This is a genomic window from Clostridium sp. LIBA-8841, from assembly GCF_034439435.1.
In the GTDB taxonomy this organism is placed as follows: Bacteria; Bacillota; Clostridia; order Clostridiales; family Clostridiaceae; genus Sarcina.
The window spans coordinates 110,196-135,781 of sequence record NZ_JAPCKJ010000006.1 but is presented as its reverse complement, the minus strand read 5'-3'; the positions used below and the strand labels follow the sequence as shown (position 1 = coordinate 135,781).

Genomic DNA, 25,586 nt, shown 5'->3' with positions numbered 1-25,586 from the left:
AAATAACTATATGAAAAACATAATTTTGAAAGGAGAAATTGATATGATAAAAATTACACTTAAAGATGGTTCAATAAAAGAAGTTGAAGCTGGACTATCAGTTTTTGAAATAGCTCAAGGCATAAGCCAAGGTTTAGCTAGAAACGCATGTTGCGGTATAGTAAATGGAAAAGTTGAGGATTTAAGATTCATAGTTAATGAGGATTCCAACTTAGAAATCTGTACTTTCGATTCTAAAGAAGGACAACACGCTTTTAACCATACAGCTTCTCATATACTAGCTGCTGCAGTTAAAAGATTATTCCCTCAAGACAAATTAGCTATAGGACCATCAATAGATAATGGATTCTATTACGATTTTGACACTGAGAAACCATTCACAGCTGATGAATTAAACAAATTAGAAGATGAAATGAAAAAAATAATAAAAGAAAATCCTGAAATAAAAAGATTTGAGCTTCCAAGAAATGAAGCTTTAGAACTTATGAAGGATGAACCTTACAAAGTTGAACTTATAAATGAATTACCAGAAGATGAAATAATCTCATTCTATCAAATAGGTGATTTCGTTGATTTATGTGCTGGTCCTCACTTAATGAGCATTAAGCCAATGAAGGCTGTTAAATTATTAAGATCTACAGGTGCTTACTGGAGAGGTGACGAAAGTAATAAAATGCTTTCAAGAGTATATGGTACTGCTTTCCCTAAAAAAGCTGAATTAGATGCTTATTTAGAAGCTTTAGAAGAAGCTAAAAAAAGAGACCATAACAAATTAGGAAGAGAACTTGGAATATTCACTACTGATGAAAATGTAGGTCAAGGTCTTCCACTATTAATGCCAAAAGGTGCTAGAATCATTCAAACTCTTCAAAGATGGATTGAAGATGAAGAGCAAAGAAGAGGATATGTTTTAACTAAAACTCCTTTAATGGCTAAAAGTGATCTTTACAAAATATCAGGACACTGGGATCACTATAAAGATGGAATGTTTGTTTTAGGTGATGAAGAAGTAGATAACGAAGTATTTGCTTTAAGACCAATGACTTGCCCATTCCAATATGCAATATACAATGCTACTCAACACAGTTACAGAGACTTACCTGTAAGATTTGCTGAAACTTCTACTCTATTCAGAAACGAAGCTTCAGGAGAAATGCATGGTCTTATAAGAGTAAGACAATTCACTCTTGCTGATGGACATATAGTATGTACTCCAGAGCAATTAGAAGATGAATTCAAAAACACTGTTGACTTAGTTAAGTATGTTATGACTACTTTAGGAATAGCTGATGATATTACTTACAGATTCTCAAAATGGGATCCAAACAATACTGATAAGTACATCAATGATCCTGAAGCTTGGGAAAATACTCAAAATATAATGAGAGAAATATTAAATCACTTAAATATAGATTTCACAGAAGCTGATGATGAAGCTGCTTTCTATGGTCCAAAACTTGATATTCAATTCAAGAACGTTCATGGAAAAGAAGATACAATCATCACTATCCAAATAGACTTTGCTTTAGCTGAAAGATTCGGAATGTACTACATCGATAAAGATGGAGAAAAGAAACGTCCTTACATCATTCACAGAAGTTCAATCGGATGTTATGAAAGAACACTAGCAATGCTTATAGAAAAATATGCAGGTGCTCTTCCAACTTGGATAGCTCCAGTTCAAGCTAAAGTTCTTCCTCTTTCAGACAAATATGCTGATTATGCAAATGAAGTTGTTGAAGAATTAAGAAGAAGAGGCGTTAGAGTTGAAGCTGACCACAGAGCTGAAAAAATAGGATACAAAATAAGAGAAGCTAGATTAGAGAGATCTCCTTATATCTTAGTAGTTGGAGAAAAAGAAGCTGAAAACAGAGAAGTTTCTGTAAGAAGCAGAAAGAATGGTGAAGAAGGTGCTATGCCTTTAGATCAATTAGTAAATAGAATAGTTCTTGAAATAGCTAACAAAGAAAACTAAGAACTTTCAAATCTATAAAAGACTTAGTTAAACAAAAAGAACTTGGATAATTTATTCCAAGTTCTTTTTTGATTTATTACATATTAGAATTTGCTATCATCTATGCCTTCTAGATACGAATCTACTACTCCAACTATACTTTCGACACATCCGTTTTCAAATGGTGATTTTAAGTTGGCGTATTTTAATAATCCTAGGAATGTTTTTGTTCCACCTATATTACAAAGATTTAAATAATCTTCCCACGCTCTTTCATGGTTTTCTCTATCTTTTTTCCAGAATTGAAGTGCGCATATTTGAGCTAATGTATAATCAATATAATAGAATGGTGATAGGAATATGTGATTTTGTTGGAACCACCAACCACCTCTTTCTAAGAAATCACACTCATCATAGTTTTTATGTGGAAGATATTTTTTCTCTATTATTCTCCATGCATCTTTTCTTTCTTTTGGTGTAGCCTCTGGATTTTCATATACAAAGTGTTGGAACTCATCTACGGTTACCCCATAAGGTATAAATTTAATTGCATCTCCTAAATGATAGAACTTATATTTATCTGTATCTTCTTTAAAGAATAAATACATCCAAGGCCAAGTAAAGAATTCCATACTCATTGAATGAATTTCACAACTTTCCATAGTTGGCCATTGACATTCTTGCATTTCTATCCAAGAACTTCTAAAGTTTTGGAATGCATGTCCTGCTTCATGAGTTAAAACATCTACATCTCCTGCTGTACCATTAAAGTTTGAGAATATAAATGGAGCTTTATAATTAGGGAAGTTTGTACAATATCCACCAGCTGCTTTCCCTTTCTTAGCTACTAAATCCATTAAGTTATTCTCAACCATAAAATCAAAGAATTCCTTAGTTTCTTTTGAAAGCTGTGAATACATCACCTTTGCATTCTCAACTATCCACTTTGAATCTCCCTTTGGAGTTGGATTTCCACTTAAAAATTCAAATTTTTCATCATAATATTTTAATGATTCAAGTCCTAATCTCTTAGCTTGTCTCTTATATAATTTGCTATCTATAGGAACTATAAATTCTTCAACTTGCTTTCTAAAGTTTTCAACCATTTCTTTATTGTAGTCATATCTTCTCATTCTTACATAACCTAATTCAACAAAATTGTTATAACCAAGCTTTTTAGCTATTCTGGTTCTTATCTTTACAAGCTTATCAAAGATTTCATCAATTTCATTTTCATGCTTAACAAAGAAATTATATTTAGCCTCTGAAGCTCTTTTTCTAACATCTCTATCTGATGATGTCACAAAAGGAGCTAGCTGTGCTAATGTTCTTTCTTCTCCATCAAAATCAATCTTTGCAGAAGCAATAAGCTTTTGATATTGACTACCTAATTTGTTTTCAAGTTGCATGTCTTCTATTACTTCTTTAGAAAAACTCTTTTGTGAATACTCAGCTTCTTTTATTATAGTTTCTCCATAATAAGCACCTATTTCATCTTTAAAAGGTGAATCAATTAAAGCTTTATAGAACTCATTGTTTACTTCTTCTATAAGAGGAGAATTTTCATCCCAGAAATCACTTTCTTCATTATAGAATTTATCCTCAGTATTTATTGTGTGTCTAACTTCTGATAAAGCCATCATGGTTGCTGTATTGTTTCTTATTTTATTTATTTCTCCTATGACTTTCTTAGCTTCATCAAAGTCTTTCGCTTTTTCTAAATCTTTTATGAAAACTCTAATATTTTCTCTGTCTTTTTCTATATTAGGTCTTTCGTACTTAAACTCTTCAAATTTCATACATTTTCCACCTCACAATTCTATTTCCTTTAATTTTGGCACAACTAAAAATTATTATCAATAAATTTAAATTATCAAAAATACTCTTTTATTATTTCACTTTTTTTAAGTTAATAATTTTTTCCTCACTTATTATTAAATCAACCTTCTCGTCAAAGAATTCATGTGGAATTTCATCAAAAATTTGAAAATCATAACATAAAGCTACTCTTTTACTATTAGGATATTTACTTAAAAATCTGTCGTAGAATCCCCCACCATATCCTAATCTATTACCGTTCATATCAAAAGCTAGACCTGGTATTATAATTAAATCAACATCTTCACTAATATCCTCACATTCAATACTTGGTTCTAAAATTCCAAAAGCACCACTTTCATTTAGTTGAAGCATTGAATTTATTTTTAGAGCCTTCATTTGTCTTTCCTTTAAGCTTACTGGAATAACTTTAGGTACTGCAACAATTTTATCTGAAGCTAATAATTCCTTTATTATATCTATTGTGTTTATTTCAGAGTCCATGTTTACATATATAAATACAACTTTACTATTTTTATAAATTTCACTTTCAAAAAGTGATTTTCTTATCTTTTCATCAGCCATTAACTTTATGTTTTTATCTAAAACTTCTCTTTTAAGCTTAATTTCTTTTCTTAACTCTCCCTTATCCATTGAACTCACTCCTCATAGATTTTTAATAATTTTACCATATTTTGTATTGCAATACTATATGAAAGAAATTAATATTATAGTTCATACATAAATTATAAAGAAAATTTCTATTTTACCATTACTCACACTAGATTAATTAAAATATTTTTAATTTAAACTAATACTATAAATAAAAAAATACTATAAATAAAAAAATACTATAAATAAAAAATAGGTATATAAATTGATTCCTACAAATTAAATTTGCCAATTTATACACCTATATAAAAACTTTATTTTTTTGCTATTATTGTAAATGTCTTTGGAATTCCCTTATCAAAAACTTCACTTGATAAATTCGGTTCTTCTTCTAAACTTTCAATTTTTAACCCTGAACTAGCTATTGCTGTAACTATTTCACCTAAATTCCATTTACGAAGAAGTACTTTCTCAACCTTACCTTCTTCTAAGTATTTTGAATAAGCAACCTCTTTTTCTTCTAGTGAAGTATCAAAATAATCTCCTGTAACCTTATGTTTTCTTACTTTTGCAGTGCTTCCTCTTGATGTTATAAGCTTTGTTGATACTGGATGAAAATCTCTTATTACAGCCTTTCCATCCTCTTTCAGTAAGCTATATATAACTTCCATAAAAGGAGTTAAGTCTGAAAAATAATGAAGTATTCCCATTTCAGCAAATACTATATCGTAATCTCCACTTAATATCTCTTTAGACATCTTTAAAACATCACTTAATATGTATTTAATCTCAACTCCACAAGCTTTTGCTAAGTCTAAAGCATATCTTTTATTTCCCTCTGAAAAATCTACTACGGTAACATCTGCACCTAATAAAGCTAAAGCAACAGCTTTATTTCCGTTAGATCCCATAAGATTAAATATTTTTTTGCCCTTAACATCTCCAAACTTATCTAATAAAACATTTAACTTTTTCTCAGGCATAGCTTTTATTTTCTCTGCCGCCTCTTCAGCTGTCCCAAATCTTTTAACCCAAGCATCATATGTTTCTTTATTCCAAGCCTCTTCATTTTCTTGAATACAGACTTTTTTATCTTCTAAAATATTATTTTCTTGAAATTTTTCCACTGTAAATACCTCATTAATTAATATTAGCTTATTCCTCAGCATTATAAGGTTTTAGCGAAAGTATTATACTTCAACCAAAATTATTTTTCAATATATTTCTTAATTCAGCGCATTCTAGCCCATAATTTTTTTATTTATTCATATAAAAACAAAGAGAGTGTGGAATTTACTCTCTTATAGAATTTTTAAACCCTATATATTATAAATTCCAACACTCTCTACACATATAAATAAGATTAAATTTTAAGCTATATAATTAAATTCCTTGTGCCCCAATTGCTGATTCTAAATCTTTTATTATTACATTTACTATTTCTAATTTACCTTTAGCATAGTCTTTATCTTGTAACCAGTTTAAACCTAGTTCAAGACATTTTTTAGTTTCCTTGTACTCTTCTAATAATTTTAATAAACTCTCATTATTCATATTCAAAATCCCCCTTTTTATTCAACAGTTACTGATTTAGCTAAGTTACGTGGTTTATCAACATCAAATCCTTTAGCTTTAGCCACGTAATATGAGAATAATTGTAGTGGTACAACACTTAAAACTGGTGATAATAAGCTTAATGTTTCTGGAATTTCTATTAATCCTTCAAACATTTTTCTCTTACTTTCTTCCATATCACCTTTAAAGCAAACACCTAAAACATTAGCTCCTCTTGTAACAACCTCTTGAACATTACTTATCATTTTATCCATAAGCTCTCTTTGAGTTAATAATGATACTACTGGTACATCTTTTTCTATAAGAGCTATTGGACCATGCTTAAGTTCTCCACCTGCATAAGCCTCTGAGTGAATGTAAGAAATCTCTTTAAGTTTTAATGATCCTTCCATTGCAACTCCATAATCCATACCTCTTCCTAAGAAGTATAAATCTTTTTCTGTAGATGCTTTAACTGCAAATTCTTTTATTAAATCTGTATTTCCAAGAATTTCTTCAACTTTTTCTGGTAATTCAAGCATTGCTTTCTTGATTTCCTCAATTTCTTCTACTGATTTGCTTCCTTTTAACTCAGCGAAGTGTAATGCTAATGTGTACATAGCAATTAATTGAGTTACATATGCTTTTGTTGACGCAACAGCTATCTCAGGACCAGCCCATGTATATAATACATCATTAGCTTCTCTTGAAACTGAACTTCCTACAACGTTAGTTACAGCCAATACTCTTGCACCTTTCGCTTGTCCATCTCTTAAAACTGCTAATGTATCTGCAGTTTCTCCTGATTGACTTAATACTATTATTAAAGTTCTATCTGTAATAACAGCATCTCTATATCTAAATTCTGAAGCTATATCAACTTCAACTGGTATTCTAACTAATTTTTCTATAGCGTATTTTCCAATAACTCCAGCATGGTAAGCTGTTCCACAAGCAACTATATATACTCTATCAACATTATCTAAATATTCTTTAGTTATTGATATATCATCTAAAGTTACTTCTTTTCCTTCCATAACTCTTGATGTCATTGTATCTTTTATAGCCTTTGGTTGCTCATGAATTTCTTTTAACATGAAATCTTCATATCCACCTTTTTCAGCTGCATCAACGTTCCATGTTATATGATAAACTTCTTTTTCTATTGGATTTTTCTCTTCATCATAAAGAACAACTCCATCATTTGTTAATACAACAAACTCTTTATCTTCTAAAAGATAAACTTCTCTTGTATAATTTAAAACTGCTGGTATATCAGAAGCTATAAAATATTCTTTCTCTCCTAATCCAACTATTAATGGACTGTCTTTTCTTACAGCAACTAATTTTTCTGGTTCATCGTTACATATAACTCCAATAGCATATGAACCTTCCATGTGTTTAGTAGCTTTCATAACAGCATCTAATAAGTCTCCTTTATAGTAGAAATCTACTAAATTTGGAATAACCTCTGTATCTGTTTCTGAATGGAATTCATATCCTTTTTCCATTAACCAGTTTCTTAATTCATTATAGTTTTCAATGATTCCATTGTGAACTACAGCTATTGTTCCTTTATTATTTAAATGAGGATGTGAGTTAACATCTGATGGCTCACCGTGTGTAGCCCATCTAGTATGTCCTATTCCGATTCCACCCTCTATTGGATTTTCTTCTAACATTCCTTCTAAGTTTGCTAATCTTCCTTTATGCTTCTCAGCTTTTATCTTATTGTCTTCTAATACAGCAACTCCTGCTGAATCATATCCTCTATACTCTAATTTTGATAACCCTTCAACTAATACATTAGTTGCCTTTTTCTGGCCTACATATCCAACTATTCCACACATATTATTTTCTTCCTTCCGTTTTTCAAATTATATTTCAACTTTCAAAATAAGTTATATATAACTTCTCAATGCATAGAAGGTTTTAACACCTAGTTAGCTTTGTCCTTAAAATTACTTCTAAGCTTTAACTAACCTTTTACGGTAGTGTCTTACCGTGGGGCACCCGCCGAAATCTCGATACTCCCCATCCTCGTCAACTTAAAGTTTTATGAATACTAATAAATCTTACCTCCATTTAAGGTCAGGCGACTTATTAACTTATGGCCATAAAAACTTTAAGCCCTGGCGCTTTAATTTATTATCTTGAAAGTTAATATATTCTATGCATCATCTTTTAAAAAATCTACAAACTTATTCTAGCACTTTCAAAAAATTTTTCAAGCTTTTTTCACTTATTTTTGTCCATTTTTCTTTATTTTTGATTATTTTTTAAGATTATTTTTATTTTTCTGTCTATACCTCTATATTTCTTCTTTTTAATATATTAATGTATAGTTGTATAGACATCTATAACCTTTAAAGCACCAATTAAATATTTAAAATTCTGTTCCCCAAAGAAAGTCTTAAATAAAATTCTTTCATTTTATTTCAAAGCACTAGTTAATCCACATAATAATTTTTAAAATATAACTTTTATTTTTTAAAATAGTAACTATTAAAACTTCTACTATTATTTATAAAAAAAGCTATAAATATCATGAAAAGTTTTTACTATATCTCTTCATGTATTTATAGCTTTAAAATATATTATCTTATATATTAATTACATTTATCTTCTATCATTTTTGCTAAATTATGAGCCATTTCATCTATTTCAGCTTGATTTTCACCTTCAAGCATAACTCTTACTAATGGTTCTGTACCTGAAGGTCTTATTAATACTCTTCCGCAACCTTCTAAAGCAACTTCTATTCTCTTGATTTCAGCTATTATTTCTTCATCTTCTTCATGAATATTTTTCATGTTATTTGGTATTTTAGCATTAACTAAAACTTGTGGTAATACCTTCATTACATTCTTTAATTCAAATAAAGATTTTCCTGTTCTCTTAACTATACTAGCTACTTGAAGTGCAGTAACAAGACCATCTCCTGTTGTGTTATGCTCTAAGAATATAATATGTCCTGATTGCTCTCCACCTAAAGAATATCCTTTAGCTAACATTTCTTCTAATACATATCTATCTCCAACTTTTGTAACGGCTGTGTTTATTGATTCATTTTTACATGCTATCATTAAACCTAAGTTACTCATTACTGTTACTACTAAAGTATCATCCTTTAATCTACCTAATTCTTTTAAGTACTTAGCACATATTGTTAATATAAAGTCTCCATCAACTAAGTTTCCTTGCTCATCAACAGCTAAACATCTATCTGCATCTCCATCAAAAGCAAATCCCATATGGCATTTCTTCTTAACAACGTACTCCATTAATTCTTCTGGATGAGTTGATCCACAATTTTCATTTATATTAGTTCCATCTGGATTATCGTTTATTACAAATATTTCTGCTCCTAATTCTCTGAAAGCTCTAACAGCAGCTTCATGAGATGCACCATTAGCACAATCTAAAGCTATTCTTAATCCTTCTAAAGAAACTCCTACTGTATCTTTAGCAAAGTTTATATAATCCTCTAAAGCAGCCTTCTCTATTATTTCTCTTCCTAAATCTGCTCCTGTTGGTGATGGAACATTTTCAAAGCCACTTTCTATAACTCTTTGTATTTCATCTTCTAATTCATCTGATAATTTATATCCTTTATCATCAAAGAATTTTATTCCATTATATTCAACTGGATTGTGTGAAGCTGATATCATAACCCCAGCATCAGCACCATATTCTCTTGTTAAATGAGCTACTGCTGGTGTTGGAACTACTCCTAAACAAACAGCTTCTGCCCCAACTGATAATATACCAGCAACTAAAGCCGCTTCTAACATATCTCCAGATATTCTAGTATCCTTTGCTACTAATATTTTAGGTTTATGAGTTCCTTCTGTTAAAACATAAGCTCCTGCTCTTCCTAAATTATATGCTAATTCTGCTGTTAATTCAGTATTCGCTATTCCTCTAACTCCATCTGTTCCAAATAATCTTGACAATTTCTGTCACCCCTCTAATAAATTTATATTATATTTAATTAAAATTCTTTTATTTTTGCTACTTAATTAATACTTTTTACACTTTCAAAGAATACTGTATGTACTACTTTTTGTCAAATATTAGTTAATAGAAATTTAAATTTTTTTCTATTTTTCATAGTCATTTTTTATATTATCATAGGAATAAAGCCTATTTATTACTAAAATATTATTTTTAGACCACTTTTTCATTAATATTATTTTAACAAATCTCTAAGGAATTTTACTTCTTTTAATATAATATATCCTTCATATTAGCATATACTTGAAATTAGAAAGGTGTTGTGTTTTATGTTCATTAAAATACCTATTAATAGTATATTTCTATATATCTTACATAAATATTCGTGAAAACATTTTAATTATGGACATAACTCCTATTACGCCTTAAAATATTAATTGAGTGATATAAAAGAAAGGGGATAATTAACATGACAACTAATGAATCTAATTACATAGATGAAAATAAAAATCCTATAGAAACAGAAGATTTTGCAAAAGCTTTAGCTGCTGAAGAAGAAAATTCTTGTAAAAGAAAAAAAGAGGTAATTGAGAAAATTAAAAGCTTAGCAAAAAACGCTCAAAATTGGAAAGAAGCTAATAAAGAATTCAACTCTCTTTTAGAAGAGTTTAACAATATTTATTACTATGACCAAGAAGCTGAGAATACTCTTAAAAGTGAATTAAGAGAAGCTAAAAATGAGTTTTACAATGCTAGAAAAGCATTCTTTGAAAAAGCTAACGAAGGTTTCAAAGAAAATGCTGCCAAAAAAGAAGATGTTATAAAAAGACTTGAAGCTTTAGTTTATACAAATGATATAAAAGCTGGAGATATGCTATCTAAATCTTTATCTGAGGAATTCTATGCTTTAGGCTTTGCAGGCAAAGAAGTAAATACTGAATTATTCAATAGATTTAAAGCTGCTAGAAATGCCGCTCAAGAAAGTAGAAAAGCTGCTATGGAAGGCTTAAAAGAAGAATTCGTAAATAAAGCTGAAAGAAAAAGAGAAATCATTGCTGAGCTTAAGGCTTTAGTTAACAATGAAAACTGGAAAGAAGCTACTGAAAAGTTTAATGCTCTTTGTGAAGAATTTAAAGGAATAGGCTTCTCTGGAAAAGAAGGAAATGAAGAAATATCTCAAGGTTACAAAGAAGCTAAAGATGCTTTCTTTGCTAAGAGACAAGAATTCTTCGATGCTTTAAAAGCTAAAAATAAAGTTAATATCGAAAAGAGAACAGCTCTTATAGAAGAGTTAAAGAAATTATATGAAAATGATAGCTGGAAAGAAGCTTCAGCTAAAGTAAAAGAAATAAGTGATGAATTCTTTAAAATAGGATTCTGCGGAAAAGAAGAAAATGAAAAACTTATAAATGAATTCAAAGAAATAAGAGACGGATTCTATGCTGCTAGACAAGAATATTTTGATAATATAAATGCTGCTAGAGCTAATAAACAAAGAGACTTCTTAAATGGATTACTTAAAAACAAAGATGAATTTGTTAAAAAGTTAAAGAAATATATTAGCCAAGACGAAGAAAGACTTTCTGACTTCACTAACAGATTATTCAATGTTAGACCTGGAAACAACTCATTAGAAACTATTGAAAAATACCAAGAAATAGTTGAGGATATTAAAGGTAGAATTGAAAGTAATAAGGCTAAAGTCAAAGAAGTTCAAAATGAAATGCATGAAATAAGAACTGAATTAAATGACTTAAAATAAAAAATTTAAAGCTTACTAACAAAGTATTAGTTAGTAAGCTTCTTTTATAACTTTATTTAGGAAGTATTATTGTAAATTTACTTCCCTTTCCTAATTTACTTTGTACTCTTACTTCTCCACCATGAGAAGATACTATAGACTTAACTATGGTTAACCCTATACCAGTTCCCCCAGTAGCTCTTGTCCTTGATTTATCTGCTCTATAAAACCTTTCAAATACATATTGTAAATCTTCTTTCGAAATACCTATTCCTTCATCTTCTATAGATATACTCAACTTATCATCGTTTAGTTTCTCCTCTATAACTATAGTACTTCCTTCATTAGAGTACCTAATGGCATTTGAAAGAATATTTACTAAAGCTTGAGTTATTTTATCTTTATCACAATATATCTGAATATTATTTTTTTCGTATTTAATTTTTATTTTTTTACTCTTGGCTAAATTAGAAAATTGAAATACTACAAAACAAATTACATCACTTATATTAACAAGATCTTTTTTTATCTTCATAGAAGCCTCATCATATTTATTAAGCTTTTGCATATCACTAACTAAAGAAGTTAGTCTTTCTGCTTCCTCTTTGACGCTCATAAGCCTTTTCTCTGTAGGTTCCCATATTCCATCTATCATAGCCTCTAAATGTGATTGTATATTTGTTAAAGGTGTTTTTAATTCATGAGAAATATCTCCTGTAAGCCTTTTTCTTATGTTCTCCTGTTCCTTTATGCTCTGTGAAAGATTATTTATAGAATTTATTAAATCATTAATCTCTAAAATATCTGTATTTATATCAATTTTTTTATCATAATCTCCATTTGAAATATATTTTGCTTTTATCATAAGCTTATTTATTGGTTTTGTTATAGATTTTGAAATTATAAAGCCTATTATAGTAAAGGCCAAGATTAATAATGCTCCAATACTTAAAATAATATTATTTACCATATCCAAGAACACTAATTCATCCTCCATATAAAAAATAGGACCATAAAATTTAACTCTAACTTCCCCTATTTTTTCTCCATTTTTGATTAAAGGATAATATACTGGCTCAAATTGACTTGTAGTAGAACCATATTTCCCTTCCATAGAACTTTTTATAAAATTCATAACCTTATTACATTTCTCTTTAGAGTTTTTCTCTATATTAATTACCTCTTGATCTTCCTTATCATATAAGGCAACTATAATTCCTTTGTTTAAGGCATCATAACTTATCTTTTCTAAATTTTGATAATTCCACTTACCATTAGAATATTGCTCACCTAAATCAATCAAAATATTTTGTACTGTATTTTGATTTTTAACCATAACATAATCTCCAAATTTTTTATCAAAATAAAACTTTGATACAAATACAGTAAGCAATGTAGCAATTATTATAATAGCTATAGAAGGAACTATTACCTTAAAGTTTAAACTCTTATATCTTCTTACCTTCAAACTTATACCCCACCCCATATACAGTTACTATAAACTTAGGTTTTCTTGTATTCTCTTCTATTTTACCTCTTAAATTTTTTATATGAGAGTCTATGACTCTATCAAAACTATCACTTTTATCACCTAAAACTAACTCAAGTATTTCATCTCTAGTAAATATCTTCTTTGGATATCTACTTAAGCAAAGAAGTATATTAAATTCTGTGGATGTAAGAGTTATTAATTCTCCTCTTACCCAAACTTCCATTGTATTTGCATTAATCTTTAATTCTCCATTATCAAAAATTAAACTATCACTTTCTTCTTTTGGACAATTAATACTTCTTCTAATAATGGCCTTTATTCTAGCTATTAATTGTTTAACACTAAAAGGCTTAGTAACATAGTCATCAGCTCCAATATCAAAACCTTCTAACAACTCCTCTTCTTCAGTCTTTGCAGTTATCATTATTATTGGAACACAACTCTTCTCTCTTATTACTTTACAAACTTCCTCTCCACTTAAATCTGGAAGCATAAGATCTAAAAGAATCAGATCTATATTATTATTTTCGAATATTTTTAAAGCCTCTTCTCCATTACTACAAGAAAAAACATTAAATCCTTCTTTCTTTAAATAGGCTTCTAAGACCTCTACTATTTTTTCTTCATCATCAACTAATAATATATTCAAAATTTACACCTCTTACTAAATATTTTAGATTTTCTATTTGTATATTATTTATATAAAAGAAATATATAAATAATATGTAGAAATATTTTAGGCTTTTCTATGCTTATATTTTTATTATAGTATACATGTAAATCGTAATCAGATAGCTTGTCTGCTTTTTTTCGTATTAATTTAATTATTTTATATAAAAAGAAGACTAACTTATATAGTCTTCTTTCTCAATTAGCAAAGTTAATATAACTTAATTATTCAGGTTTAAAAGTTGCACAATTTGTGCTTTCTTGATTTTGTGCATAATCACCAGAAATATCTATGCTTTCTGCATGGCATTTACAATCTTTATTGTGACAACATTTTTCTGCTTCACAATCAACACTAGTTGCTGGTTCAGCTTCTCCAACATCAACAGCAGCATTAGTAAATCCACCTTTTTCAACAAAGCTTCCACAACAAGTTGTTTCTGATTGCTTAGCAAAGGAACCATTTACTTTTATTGTGTTTAATGAACACATATCATTTTGATTATATGTACAGTTATCTACTCCACATTTTAAATTTGGCATACTATATACCTCCTTAAATATTTAGTTGATATTAGTATGTCTTTTCTTCACTACATTATTCCTAATGTGATTTTTACACCTATTTACTTTCTTCTAACCTATCTAGTATGGCATTGTACCCATCTGCTCCATAGTTTAGACATCTATTTACTCTACTTATAGTTGCTGTTGATGCCTTAGTTTCATCGGCAATTTCAGTGTATGTCTTCTTATCTCTAAGCATTCTTGCAACATGCAATCTTTGAGCTAGTGCTTTTAATTCTGAAATTGTACATATATCCTCGAAAAAGCTATAGCATTCATTTATATCCTCTAATTTTAATATAGCCTCAAATAAAAAATCTAAATCCTTACTTTTTAGTTTAGATTGCACTCCATTCATATAATCTTCTCCTTTAACTACTTGTATATTAATATAACTCTATAAAAATCAAATATATTTTAAATTCTTTAACAAATTAATTATATCTCTTTATTATAATAAAGAAAATAATACTTGCAATAGAGTTAGTTTAATATATCTAAACTTTAGTGAATTTTAATTTGAATATATTTCTTTAGTAATAGTCATTTAAATACTTATATTATAAGTAAATTATACTTCAGTATTTGAACTACCACTTGGGTCTGTTAAAGGTCTTAGTGAATCCCATCCATGCTCAAGCTTTTCATAAACAGATTTAGTTGGTATTAACCATACCTCTCCTGTTCCTCTAAACACATTTAAAAGACCTTCCCCACCAGTAGCTGTAGATACTAAAGATTTAGATGACTTCTCAACTGTAAATTCAATATCTCCAGTTCTTAAAACTGCAAAGTTACCATCAACTTTTAAAACATCATTATTTATCTTACATTTAAATATTTCTTCTTCAGGTACTGGTATTTCTAAAACTACTATTCCTTCTCCTGAAAGTTTTGTTTGAAATATACCTTCATTTCCTAAAACCATAGATGATAGTGACTTATTCATATGAGCTGTTATTTCAACACTACTTTCACAAGCATAAAACAATCCATCGTCAACTATTATCTCATCATCTTCTAATTCAATTAATGCATAATGTCCAAAAGAAGGCTCTAAAAATATATCTCCTGTTCCATCATATCTAGGCTTAAAAGTACTCTCTCCAGTAACTTTACTAGTAAAAAACTTTTTACCTAACCCTATTGGTCCACCAATCTTATTTTTCATAGATATCGGGCCTCTCATATAACTTAAAGCCCCTTTTTCTATCTTTACAGAACTGTCTTCTAATATAATTCTTACCTGTCTAAGCTTTATATTAGCCTCTCTCATTTGGTTTAACTTGATCGCAAGATCTAAAGAGTTTCCTCCTCTTAAACTATCATATTCTAAAACTTGAAATACAGAGTCTCCTCTCATTTCAGATATCATATTAATTTGATTTTCTATGTTTAATGATGTTCTCACACCTATCGCTCCTTTATGTTAAGTTCTTCCTTTAATTATATCCCAAAAGTTAGAACTTAATAATTACAAAAAATCAAAAAAGCTAGAGATTATAAAATTAATCTCTAGCAAAACATTTATATAAATATATCTTTGTGGGCTTTTTCTAATTTTTTCTTATTTCCTAATATATCTTCATAATAAACTCTAAGCATTTCACCAACACTCCAAGCTTGGGCATAACATCCTCTAGCTTTATATGGATTATCACCATCAAAAATTTCAGCAATACTTCCTAAACATTGATCTTGTATGTGATCTTCCATATCCCTCATTAGAGAATCTACTAACTCAACAGCTTCTTTAGAATAGTCATTCACCTTACAATAGGCTGTGAAAAATCCACCTAGTGGGAATCCCCATGTTGTTCCTTGATGATAAGCCATATCTCTATCAAAAAGCTTTCCTATATAAATTCCATGATAATCCTTATGATCTCTACTTAAGCTTCTTAAACCATAAGGTGTATATAACTCTTCAAAGACTTTTTGTACAACATACTTTTCTTTTTTTCTATCTAACATTGTAAATGGTAATGATACAGCCCAAATTTGGTTAGGTCTTAAGCTTGAATCTTTTTCTTCATCATTTACAACATCATAAAGATACTTACCATCTTCATTCCAAAAAGCTTTTTCAAATGAAGATTTAACTTTTTTCGCTAACTCTTCATATTCATTATTTTCTTCTTTTTCAAACTTATCTTTTAATAAAGCTGCTATTTTTAAAGCATTATACCATAAAGCATTTATTTCAACTGGCTTACCATGTCTTGGAGTAACTACTATTCCATTTACTCTAACATCCATCCAAGTTACTTGATCTAAACCTGAACCAGCATTTATTAAAGAATCCTCTTCATCCATTTTTATAGAGAACTCAGTTCCTTCTTTATAAGCCTTTATTATATTTTTTATTGTTCCATACACTTCATTTTTAACGAATTCTATTGCTTCATCGTTATTGCTATAAAGTAAATAATTATAAACTGCATTTATAAACCATAATGAAGCATCAACAGTATTATAAAGTGGTTCTTTTCCTTCTCCAGGGAACATATTTGGTATTAGTCCATCTTTCTCGTATAAACTAAAACTTCTTATAATATCTTTAGCATCATCTAATCTACCAGTTGATAGCGTTACACCATTAATGGCAATCATAGCATCTCTTCCCCAATCTAAGAACCAAGGATATCCTGCTAATATTGTTTTTCCATTTATAGATTCTCTATTAACTATAAATTGATCTGCTGCAATAGGAAGATACTTAGCCAAAACTCTTGAATCATCAAATGTATTTCTAAGTTTTCTTATTCTTTCTTCTTCATTTTTTATTATTTTTTCACAATCAAAATCATTTTCTTTCTCTATAGTACAAAGTAAATAAACTTTTTTTCTTTCATTAGGTTTTAAATTTATTTCAACAGTTCCTGGAACGTAACATTTATCCACAAACTTATCACCTGTACTTTTATCCACATCATAATAAATTTTATCCACAATTTTGCCTGAATTATCTATTATTTTTCCACCATAAGTTAAAAATCTTATGTTTATGTCCTCTTTTAGCTGTGGAATAAGTTCAATTTTTTCTTTATCCACAGTTTTTTTGAATTCTAAGTTTTCTTGTTCACTACATACTCCTGGATTTCTAAAAGTAACTAGTGGTTCAATGTTTATTTTTGATTCTTTACTTTCATTTAATATGTCATATTCTATTACTACAGTATTCTTTCCATATTCCATAGCAACTTTTTTATCCACAACTACTCCATCTACAAAAAATCTAAAATGAGGTAATCCATCATAATAAAATCCTTGTAAATTATTAAAGCCATCAACTATTTTATCTGTATATTTACAAGAACTCAACTGGTGAACCTTTCCACCAATATTTATTTCTTCATTTAAATTAGAAAGAATCATATATCTTTCCTCTGGTGAATTAGTACATGCTAATAATAATCCATGATATTTTCTGCAGTTTGCTCCAATAGCAGTACCTCCACAAAATCCACTTATGCCATTTGTTAGCATCCATTCTTTTTCTATACCTCTATCATAACTAATCCAATCTTTTTTTCCAAACTTCATAAATTGCCACCCCTTATTTTAATACCTAAAGTACCCTTTTTGCTATAATCTTTATAAATTTTAAACTTATATATAAATTTAAAACTATGTACCAAATAAATGTTGATTTTACCTAACTAATAAAATTAAATAAAAAATAATCATTATTTTAAACATAGCCTAATAAAAAATACTTTATAAATTTAGAAAAGGCTTTGCATTAAAAACCTAAAACCCGCTTAAATTTTACGCTTTTATAAAAAGTGTAAAATTTAGCTCTCCAAATTTTTAATTTGGACTTTAACTCAGTTTTCAAGTTTTAACAAAGCCATTTTCTATGATTGCCTATATTTCCTTAAGGAAATATAGGCCTTTTAGTAATATATTTGGGAATATATTGGAATGCTTATTAAATAAGCTTTTGCCCTATTATTTATTTGTGCATTTTTTGATTCCCCAGATATCATCACAATATTCTTGTATTGTTCTGTCACTTGAGAACATACCTGCATTACAAGTATTTTCAAATGCTTTCTTAGCCCATCCTAATTCATCTTTATAAGCCTCAAATACTTTCTCTTCAGTATCCTTAAATCCTTTAAAGTCTGCTAATAAGAAATATTGATCTCCCTCTTCTAATAATGAGTTATAAAGATCTTCGAAATCACCAGTACCACCATCATCAAAAGTACCATCAACTAATGAATCTAAAACTCTTTTTAATTCTTCATCAGCTTCATAGTAAGCAACTGGATCATATTTTCCTTTTAATTCTTCTATTTCTTCTACTTCTAATCCAAATATAAAGTTGTTATCTAATCCACTTTCTCTAACAATTTCTACATTAGCTCCATCGTTAGTACCGAAAGTTGGAGCTCCATTTAACATGAATTTCATATTACCTGTTCCTGATGCTTCTTTACCAGCTGTTGATATTTGTTTTGATACATCTGCTGCTGGGAATAATCTTTCTGCATAAGAAACTCTATAGTTTTCTACGAATACAACTTTTATTTTTCCTTTTATAGATTCATCATTGTTTATAAGTCTAGCAACTTCATTTGTTAACTTAACTATTGATTTAGCTCTCTTATATCCTGGGAAAGCTTTTGCTCCATATATGAATGTTACTTTTGGTATATCCATATCTGGATTTTCTTTTAATCTATAATATAAATCTAAGATATATAGAGTATTTAATAATTGTCTCTTATACTCATGTAATCTCTTAATTTGTATATCAAATATTGAATCTGGATCTAATTCCACACCTTCATGCTCTTTAATATATGCAGCTAATTGCTCTTTCTTAGTGTGCTTGATTTCCATAAATCTCTTTAGAACTTCTTCATCATCTTTGTATTTTTCTAATCCTTTTAATAAGTCTAAGTTTTTAACCCAATCTTCACTTCCTAAAAGTTCAGTTATTAAAGCTGATAATTCTTGGTTACATAACCTTAACCATCTTCTAGGAGTTATTCCATTTGTTTTGTTTTGGAACTTCTCTGGATATAATTCATACCAGTTTTTAAGCTCAATGTTTTTTAATATATCTGTATGTAATTGTGCAACACCGTTAACGGCGAATCCTACGTGTATTGCTAAGTTAGCCATTCTAACTTTTTCATCATTAACTATTCTGAATTCTTCTATTTCCTCTTCTGAGTATCCTTTTTCTTCTAAGTTAACTATAAACTCTGCATCTATTTTTTTAATTATTTCTAATATTCTTGGGAATAATTCTTCTATTAAATCAACATCCCATTTTTCTAAAGCTTCTGCTAATATAGTATGGTTTGTATAAGCAAAAGTTTTTGAAGCAACATTGTAAGCTTCTTCAAAAGTGAATCCTTCTTCATCTACAAGAATTCTTATAAGCTCTGGAATTGCTAAAACTGGATGAGTATCATTTAATTGAACAGCATGAAGCTTTGCAAAATCTTCAGTAACGTTTCCAAATACTTCTTTATGCTTTCTTATTATATCTTTTAATGATGCACTTACTAAGAAATATTGTTGTCTTAATCTTAATAACTTACCATCTCTATTTGAGTCATTTGGATATAATACTCTTGATATATCTTCAGCTCTATTTTTAAGTTCTAATGCTTCATCATATTTTTGTTCATTAAATAATTTGAAGTCAAATTCTTTTACAGGTTCACACTTCCATAATCTTAAAGTATTTATATTCTTACTAGCATATCCTATTATAGGAGTATCATATGGAATAGCTTTAACTGTCATATCTTCAAAATCAACAGTTACAAATTCATCCTCTTTTCTTATACTCCAAGGTTCTCCATATTTTAACCAGCTATCAACATCTTCCTTTTGGAATCCATCTTCAAAATATTGAGAGAATAAACCATTGTTATATCTAATTCCATAGCCTTTTAGCGGTACTTCTAATGAAGCTCCTGAATCCATAAAACAAGCTGCTAGTCTTCCTAGACCACCATTTCCTAGCCCAGCATCCTCTTCTATTTCCTCAATTCTATTTAAATCAAATCCTATTTCATCTAAAACTTCTTTTACTTCATTATAAAGCCCTAAACTTATTAAGTTATTTCCTAAGGCTCTACCCATTAAATATTCAGCAGAGAAATAATATGCATTTTTTTCTTTCTCATAAAGCTCTTCTGTATGATTCCAATCATCAACAATGTTTTCTAAAAGAGTTAATGATAGTGCATTAAACACCTCAAAATCTTTAGCATCTTTAATTGAACTCTTTCCATACTTTACTTTTAGGTATCTTTCGATTCCTCTCTTAATTTGTTCTTTATTCATTGTTATTCACCCTTCCATATAGTTTTGTTATATCATATATTTTCTCTGCTAATTCATCAGTTAAAGCATCCTCTTTAACTCTCCATTGCCAATTGCCCCCAAGAGTAGATGGATAGTTTATTCTTGCTTCATTTCCTAAGTTTAAGAAATCTTGCATTAGAGCTATTGCAGTATGTGCTACACTACTCCAAACTCCTCTGATGAATCCCCAGTTATAACCTTCTTCCTCAGTAAGTTTTAAATATTTTTTAGAGTATTCCACATCTTCCTTATTCCCTGTAACTTCAAACCAACCTCTAAATGTATCATTATCATGAGTGCCAGTATATGCTATTGTATTTACTGGGTAGTTATGTGGAAGATAATCACTTTCTTCTCTAGAATCAAAAGCAAATTGTAAAACCTTCATTCCAGGGAAGCCAGTTTCATTCCTAAAGTCTATAACCCCTTGAGTTAAGTAACCAAGGTCCTCTGCTATTACATTAACCTCTCCTAACGCATCTTTGATTGCATTAAATAGCTTTATTCCAGGTCCTTTAATCCACTCACCATTTACTGCAGTTTCATCTCCATATGGTATTTGCCAATAAGCTTCAAATCCTCTAAAGTGATCTATTCTTAATATGTCATAAAGCTTAAAGCTTTCTCTTACTCTATCAATCCACCAACTATAGCCGGTATCACCCATATAACTCCAATCATATATAGGATTACCCCATAACTGACCTGTTTCTGAAAAAGCATCTGGTGGACATCCAGCCACTTTTTTAGGCACATTATTTTCATCTAATAAAAAGGCTTTTGGATTTGCCCAAACATCTGCGCTATCCTCTGCAACATATATAGGCATGTCTCCTATTATCTTAATTCCTAAACTATTTGCATATTCTTTTAACTCACTCCATTGTTTAAAGAAATGATATTGTAAGAATACCCAATAATTTATTTCTTTAGTTAACTTAGCTTTGCATTCTTCTAAAGTCTTTTTATCTCTTAACTTTAGTTTTTCATCCCAATCTTGCCAACTAACTAAGTCATTTTCATTTTTAATTGCCATATATAAAGCATAATCTTCAATCCAAAGTTTATTTTCTTCTCTAAACTTCTCGATTTCTTCTTTGTTTTTATCTAAAGATTTTTCATATGCTATTCTTAACACTCTCATTTTCTTGTCAAATAATAAAGCATAATCTATTTTTTCTGGATCATCCCCAAAATTAATTCCTTCATAATCCTTTTTATCAAGTAATCCTTCTTTATTTAAAATATCAAAATCTATGAAATATGGATTTCCTGCAAAAGCTGAAAATGATTGATATGGTGAATCTCCATAACTTGTAGGACCTAAGGGCAATATTTGCCAGTATCCTTGTCCAGATTTCTTTAAAAAATCTACAAAATTGAATGCTTCCTTACCAAAAGTACCTATTCCATACTTTCCAGGTAAGGAAGCAATATGCATTATTATTCCACTTGATCTTCTCATATTGCTTCCCCCTAGTTACTATTATTGAACTAATATCTCTTTTTCAATCATATTTTTATTTAAATCAAATATCTTTATATTTAACTTTTTAACCCTTGAATTTTTATTTTCTATTGATAAATCATAATCTGATTCTGCTTTTGTGATTTTAACTTTAAGCTCTTCATAATCACCTTTTTTATAGTCTTTAGTAATTCCATCATCGTTGTAATATGTGTACTCAGCCATATCATCAACAAAAGCAATTAGATTTAATTCACTAGTATCTAAATTTTCCACCCTTTTACTTGGCTTACTTGCCATTGTTACTATTTTATTCTTTCTTATGAATATAGGAACTTCACTTAATTTAGCCTCTACATAATGATGACCTTTTTGTAAAACTTCAAAATCTCCCTCATCATATTTTCTAGCTCTCCATAGAAGCATTTCTTCTGGAAGATAAACATATCTTCCTAAAGCATTTTGCTCATATATAGGTGCTAACATCAAACTATCACCTAAAAGCAATTGATCTTCTACTCCCTTCACAAAGTTATCTTCATATTCAAATGTTAATGGTTTAAAATACATTTCATTATTTAAAACAGCCTTCATATACTCACTATAAAGATATGGAACCATAACATATCTTAACTCCAATATATTTCTTAATACTTTGACACTCTCACCTCTAAATGCATATGGTTCCTGATGTCTTGTACCTAAAGCTGCATGATTTCTAAATAAAGGTGTAAACATACTTAATTGTGACCATCTTATAACTAAGTCTTCTGTAGCATCTCCCCCGAATCCGCCAGTATCAGCTCCTGTATAGATAAATCCACACATATTGATATTTGGCATCATTTGAAGGTTTAACTTAATGTGTTCCCACCAAGACATGTTGTCTCCAGTCCATATTCCCCCATATCTATGCATACCCACTGTAGATGCTCTAGAGAAAAGTAGGAATCTCTTATTCTCATCTATATTTTCAAGACCTTCAGCGGCTGCTCTTGTCATATTAAATCCATAAAGATTATGAACTTTATCATGTCTTATTTTTTCATTTCCTACTCTATGATAAAAACTTTGATAATCTTCCATACTATTTTGAAGTCTTGGGAATGTATCCTTAACATCAAAGTAATCATATATACCTAAGTTTTTACCCTTTGCCTCTGATATTTTTTCAAAAGCCTCATTTAATCTTTTTTCTGAATAGAATATTGCAGGTTCATTCATGTCATTCCAGAAACCTTCTATTCCTTTATCAGTAAGGACTTTATACTTGTTTCCAAACCATAATCTTGCATCCTTATTTAAGAAGTCTGGGAAATGGACTTTCCCAGGCCAAACTGCTGCTACAAAAGGTTTTCCCTCTTCATCTAAGCAGTAATAACCATTTTTAACGCCTTCCTCATAAACATCATATCCCTCTTCAATCTTGCATCCTGCATCAATTATTGGGATAAGCCTAATTCCTCTATCTTTAACTTCTTTTACAAGGTTTTCAAAGTCAGGGAATGCTTCTTTATTTATAGTAAAGTTCTTGAAATCCTCCATATAATCTATATCAAGGTATAAACAATCAAGAGGAAGTTCTAATTCATTAAAATTATCTAGGACTTCAAGAACTTCATTGCTATCTTTATAACTCCATCTACTTTGTTGAGCACCAAATGCCCATTTAGGAGCTATGTAACTTTCACCTATAAGCTCTCTAAAACTCTTTGCTATGTCTTTTAAGCTTTCGCCTTCAATAATATATAAATCAAAGTTTTCATCATCTATTGTTATCTTTAATTCATCTCTTCTTGTATAACCTACATCAAACTTTACTCTTCCAGGATAATCTATAAATATCCCAAAAGTTTTTTCCCCATAAACCATTAAGAAATTATGAGCTCCATAAAGACTTTTCTTTTCTGGAGTATGTGAAAAATCATCTGTGCAGAAACTTTCATATATCCAGCCTCTTTTATTTAATCCTCTTACATTCTCTCCTAATCCATAGATTACATCTTCATCCTTAAGATCTAATGTAAAAGTGTTATTTTCAAAATTTAAATATTTTAATTCTTGGTTCTCTATTTCTGAACCTTCCTTTAAAACAACTGACTCAGTATTAAAAGGAGTTCCAAAAGTATATTTAGTTATGTGATTATTGATACCATTAATTCTCATAATATCTCCCCCATTATAATAACTATCTCATGTCTTTACATGACTCTCTCTCTATAATTTTTGTTTCAAAAATTATATGCTTATGCTCTTCCTTTTTAGTTAAAAGAGCTAATAGTAAATCTATACTATTATTAGCCATATGTCTTTTAGGCTGCTTTACAGTTGTTATTCCTGGATTATAATATTTGCTTATATCCATACCATCAAATCCGATAATAGACATATCCTCTCCAACCTTTAATCCTTGATCTATCACTGACTTAGCTGCACCAACTGCCATAATATCTGATATTGAAAAAATAGCTGTTATATCTTTTCTATTATTTATAATTTCTTTTGTAGCTTTATAACCTCCACTATAATCGTAGTCACCTATAAATACATTGTCTTCTGAATATGGTATATTGTTTTCTTTTAATGCCTCTTTATATCCTTCAAGTCTTAATCCACTGATACCAACGTCGTTTTTTTCTCCTAGTAAAATAGCAATGTTTTTATGTCCTTTATCTATAAGATATTGGGTTGACTCTTTTGCGGATAATATATTGTCTATTCCTATTGATGAATATTTACTTTTACTCTCTTTAGATATTGTATTAACAGAGGTTAATACTACTGGAATATCTAAAAACTGAAAACTTTCATCGTTTATATTTAAGAAGTTTCCCCCTAAACAAATGATTCCTTGAAGTCTCTTCTCCTTAACAAAAGCTATTAAATTATCTACATCATCCTCTGTAGCATAATCATTTTGTTGTAATATCATTGTATAGCCTGCTTCATTTATCCTATTACCTATAATATTTATCATCTCAGCGAAGAATGGGTTGAATACCCCTTTTACTAGAACTCCTATATTGTTTGTGTAATTCTTCTTAAGAATTCTAGCACTATTATTAGGTATGTAATTACTCTCTTTTATTATTTTTAATATTTTTTCTCTAGTCTCATCCTTTACATCTGGATGCTCATTTATAACTCTTGATACTGTACTAACACCAACGCCAGCAAGCTTTGCTATGTCTCTTATATTCATATAAAAATCCTCCTGATTTTCTATAATCTTTAATTAACTTGGAAATTGTTTCGGTAACGATACCAACTTAATTATAAACCTCATAGAAAGCATTAGCAATAATACTTACAAGAGTTTAAATAATTATAATAAAATTTCTTATATCTAGAATTTAATATTCTTAAACACACATTTTGATAATTATTTCTTATATTTTGATGGATGTAGAAAGAA

General features: G+C 29.3%; 18 protein-coding genes. 2 read left to right on the top strand and 16 right to left on the bottom strand.

Annotated elements, in window-relative coordinates:
• Positions 1-43 precede the first annotated feature (43 nt).
• A complete protein-coding gene (gene thrS, locus OIF33_RS15075; protein ID WP_322505056.1) occupies positions 44-1,975 on the top strand; it encodes a threonine--tRNA ligase in 1,932 nt (643 codons plus the stop codon).
• Between the two features lie 83 nt (positions 1,976-2,058).
• On the opposite strand, the gene OIF33_RS15070 is transcribed toward thrS, so the two are convergent.
• The 6 genes from OIF33_RS15070 to glmM form a co-directional block, all read right to left on the bottom strand.
• Positions 2,059-3,753, bottom strand: a complete 1,695-nt coding sequence (locus OIF33_RS15070; protein WP_322505055.1) for a M3 family oligoendopeptidase — start codon at positions 3,751-3,753, stop codon at positions 2,059-2,061.
• Between the two features lie 91 nt (positions 3,754-3,844).
• Positions 3,845-4,426 (bottom strand): 5-formyltetrahydrofolate cyclo-ligase, encoded by a 582-nt coding sequence (locus tag OIF33_RS15065; RefSeq protein WP_322505054.1) that lies wholly within the window; start codon positions 4,424-4,426, stop codon positions 3,845-3,847.
• 272 nt (positions 4,427-4,698) lie between these two features.
• Positions 4,699-5,511: a class I SAM-dependent methyltransferase gene (locus tag OIF33_RS15060; RefSeq protein ID WP_322505053.1), complete on the bottom strand. Its 813-nt coding sequence runs from the start codon at positions 5,509-5,511 to the stop codon at positions 4,699-4,701.
• A 256-nt stretch (positions 5,512-5,767) separates the two neighbouring features.
• Positions 5,768-5,938 carry a hypothetical protein gene (locus tag OIF33_RS15055; protein ID WP_322505052.1) on the bottom strand — a complete coding sequence of 57 codons (171 nt, stop codon included), beginning with the start codon at positions 5,936-5,938 and terminating at the stop codon, positions 5,768-5,770.
• A gap of 17 nt (positions 5,939-5,955) precedes the next feature.
• Positions 5,956-7,788 carry a glutamine--fructose-6-phosphate transaminase (isomerizing) gene (gene glmS / locus OIF33_RS15050; RefSeq protein ID WP_322505051.1) on the bottom strand — a complete coding sequence of 611 codons (1,833 nt, stop codon included), beginning with the start codon at positions 7,786-7,788 and terminating at the stop codon, positions 5,956-5,958.
• Between the two features lie 759 nt (positions 7,789-8,547).
• Positions 8,548-9,894: a phosphoglucosamine mutase gene (glmM, locus tag OIF33_RS15045; RefSeq protein WP_322505050.1), complete on the bottom strand. Its 1,347-nt coding sequence runs from the start codon at positions 9,892-9,894 to the stop codon at positions 8,548-8,550.
• A 470-nt stretch (positions 9,895-10,364) separates the two neighbouring features.
• On the opposite strand from glmM, the gene OIF33_RS15040 reads away from it, so the two are divergent.
• Positions 10,365-11,657, top strand: coding sequence for a DUF349 domain-containing protein (locus OIF33_RS15040; protein ID WP_322505049.1), 1,293 nt, complete (start codon positions 10,365-10,367; stop codon positions 11,655-11,657).
• Positions 11,658-11,709: 52 nt separating this feature from the next.
• On the opposite strand, the gene OIF33_RS15035 is transcribed toward OIF33_RS15040, so the two are convergent.
• From OIF33_RS15035 to OIF33_RS14990, 10 genes are all read right to left on the bottom strand, one after another.
• Positions 11,710-13,104, bottom strand: coding sequence for a HAMP domain-containing sensor histidine kinase (locus OIF33_RS15035; protein ID WP_322505048.1), 1,395 nt, complete (start codon positions 13,102-13,104; stop codon positions 11,710-11,712).
• A complete protein-coding gene (locus tag OIF33_RS15030) occupies positions 13,085-13,777 on the bottom strand; it encodes a response regulator transcription factor (RefSeq protein ID WP_322505047.1) in 693 nt (230 codons plus the stop codon). Before OIF33_RS15030 ends, OIF33_RS15035 begins: the two co-directional genes overlap by 20 nt.
• 245 nt (positions 13,778-14,022) lie before the next feature.
• A complete protein-coding gene (locus OIF33_RS15025) occupies positions 14,023-14,340 on the bottom strand; it encodes a DUF1540 domain-containing protein (RefSeq protein WP_322505046.1) in 318 nt (105 codons plus the stop codon).
• 79 nt (positions 14,341-14,419) lie between these two features.
• The gene (locus OIF33_RS15020) at positions 14,420-14,722 is read right to left on the bottom strand and encodes a YerC/YecD family TrpR-related protein (protein ID WP_322505045.1); all 303 of its coding nucleotides are present in this window, start codon (positions 14,720-14,722) and stop codon (positions 14,420-14,422) included.
• A gap of 213 nt (positions 14,723-14,935) precedes the next feature.
• Positions 14,936-15,775, bottom strand: a complete 840-nt coding sequence (locus OIF33_RS15015) for an AIM24 family protein (protein WP_322505044.1) — start codon at positions 15,773-15,775, stop codon at positions 14,936-14,938.
• Between the two features lie 116 nt (positions 15,776-15,891).
• Entirely contained in the window at positions 15,892-17,910 is a 2,019-nt protein-coding gene (locus OIF33_RS15010) for an amylo-alpha-1,6-glucosidase (RefSeq protein ID WP_322505043.1), read from the bottom strand.
• 408 nt (positions 17,911-18,318) lie between these two features.
• Entirely contained in the window at positions 18,319-20,682 is a 2,364-nt protein-coding gene (locus OIF33_RS15005; RefSeq protein ID WP_322505042.1) for a glycogen/starch/alpha-glucan phosphorylase, read from the bottom strand.
• A complete protein-coding gene (gene malQ, locus OIF33_RS15000) occupies positions 20,675-22,168 on the bottom strand; it encodes a 4-alpha-glucanotransferase (RefSeq protein WP_322505041.1) in 1,494 nt (497 codons plus the stop codon). The genes OIF33_RS15005 and malQ overlap by 8 nt, the downstream gene beginning before the upstream one ends.
• Before the next feature lie 21 nt (positions 22,169-22,189).
• A complete protein-coding gene (locus OIF33_RS14995; protein WP_322505040.1) occupies positions 22,190-24,337 on the bottom strand; it encodes a TIM-barrel domain-containing protein in 2,148 nt (715 codons plus the stop codon).
• A gap of 22 nt (positions 24,338-24,359) precedes the next feature.
• Positions 24,360-25,373: a LacI family DNA-binding transcriptional regulator gene (locus tag OIF33_RS14990; protein WP_322505039.1), complete on the bottom strand. Its 1,014-nt coding sequence runs from the start codon at positions 25,371-25,373 to the stop codon at positions 24,360-24,362.
• Positions 25,374-25,586 lie beyond the last annotated feature (213 nt).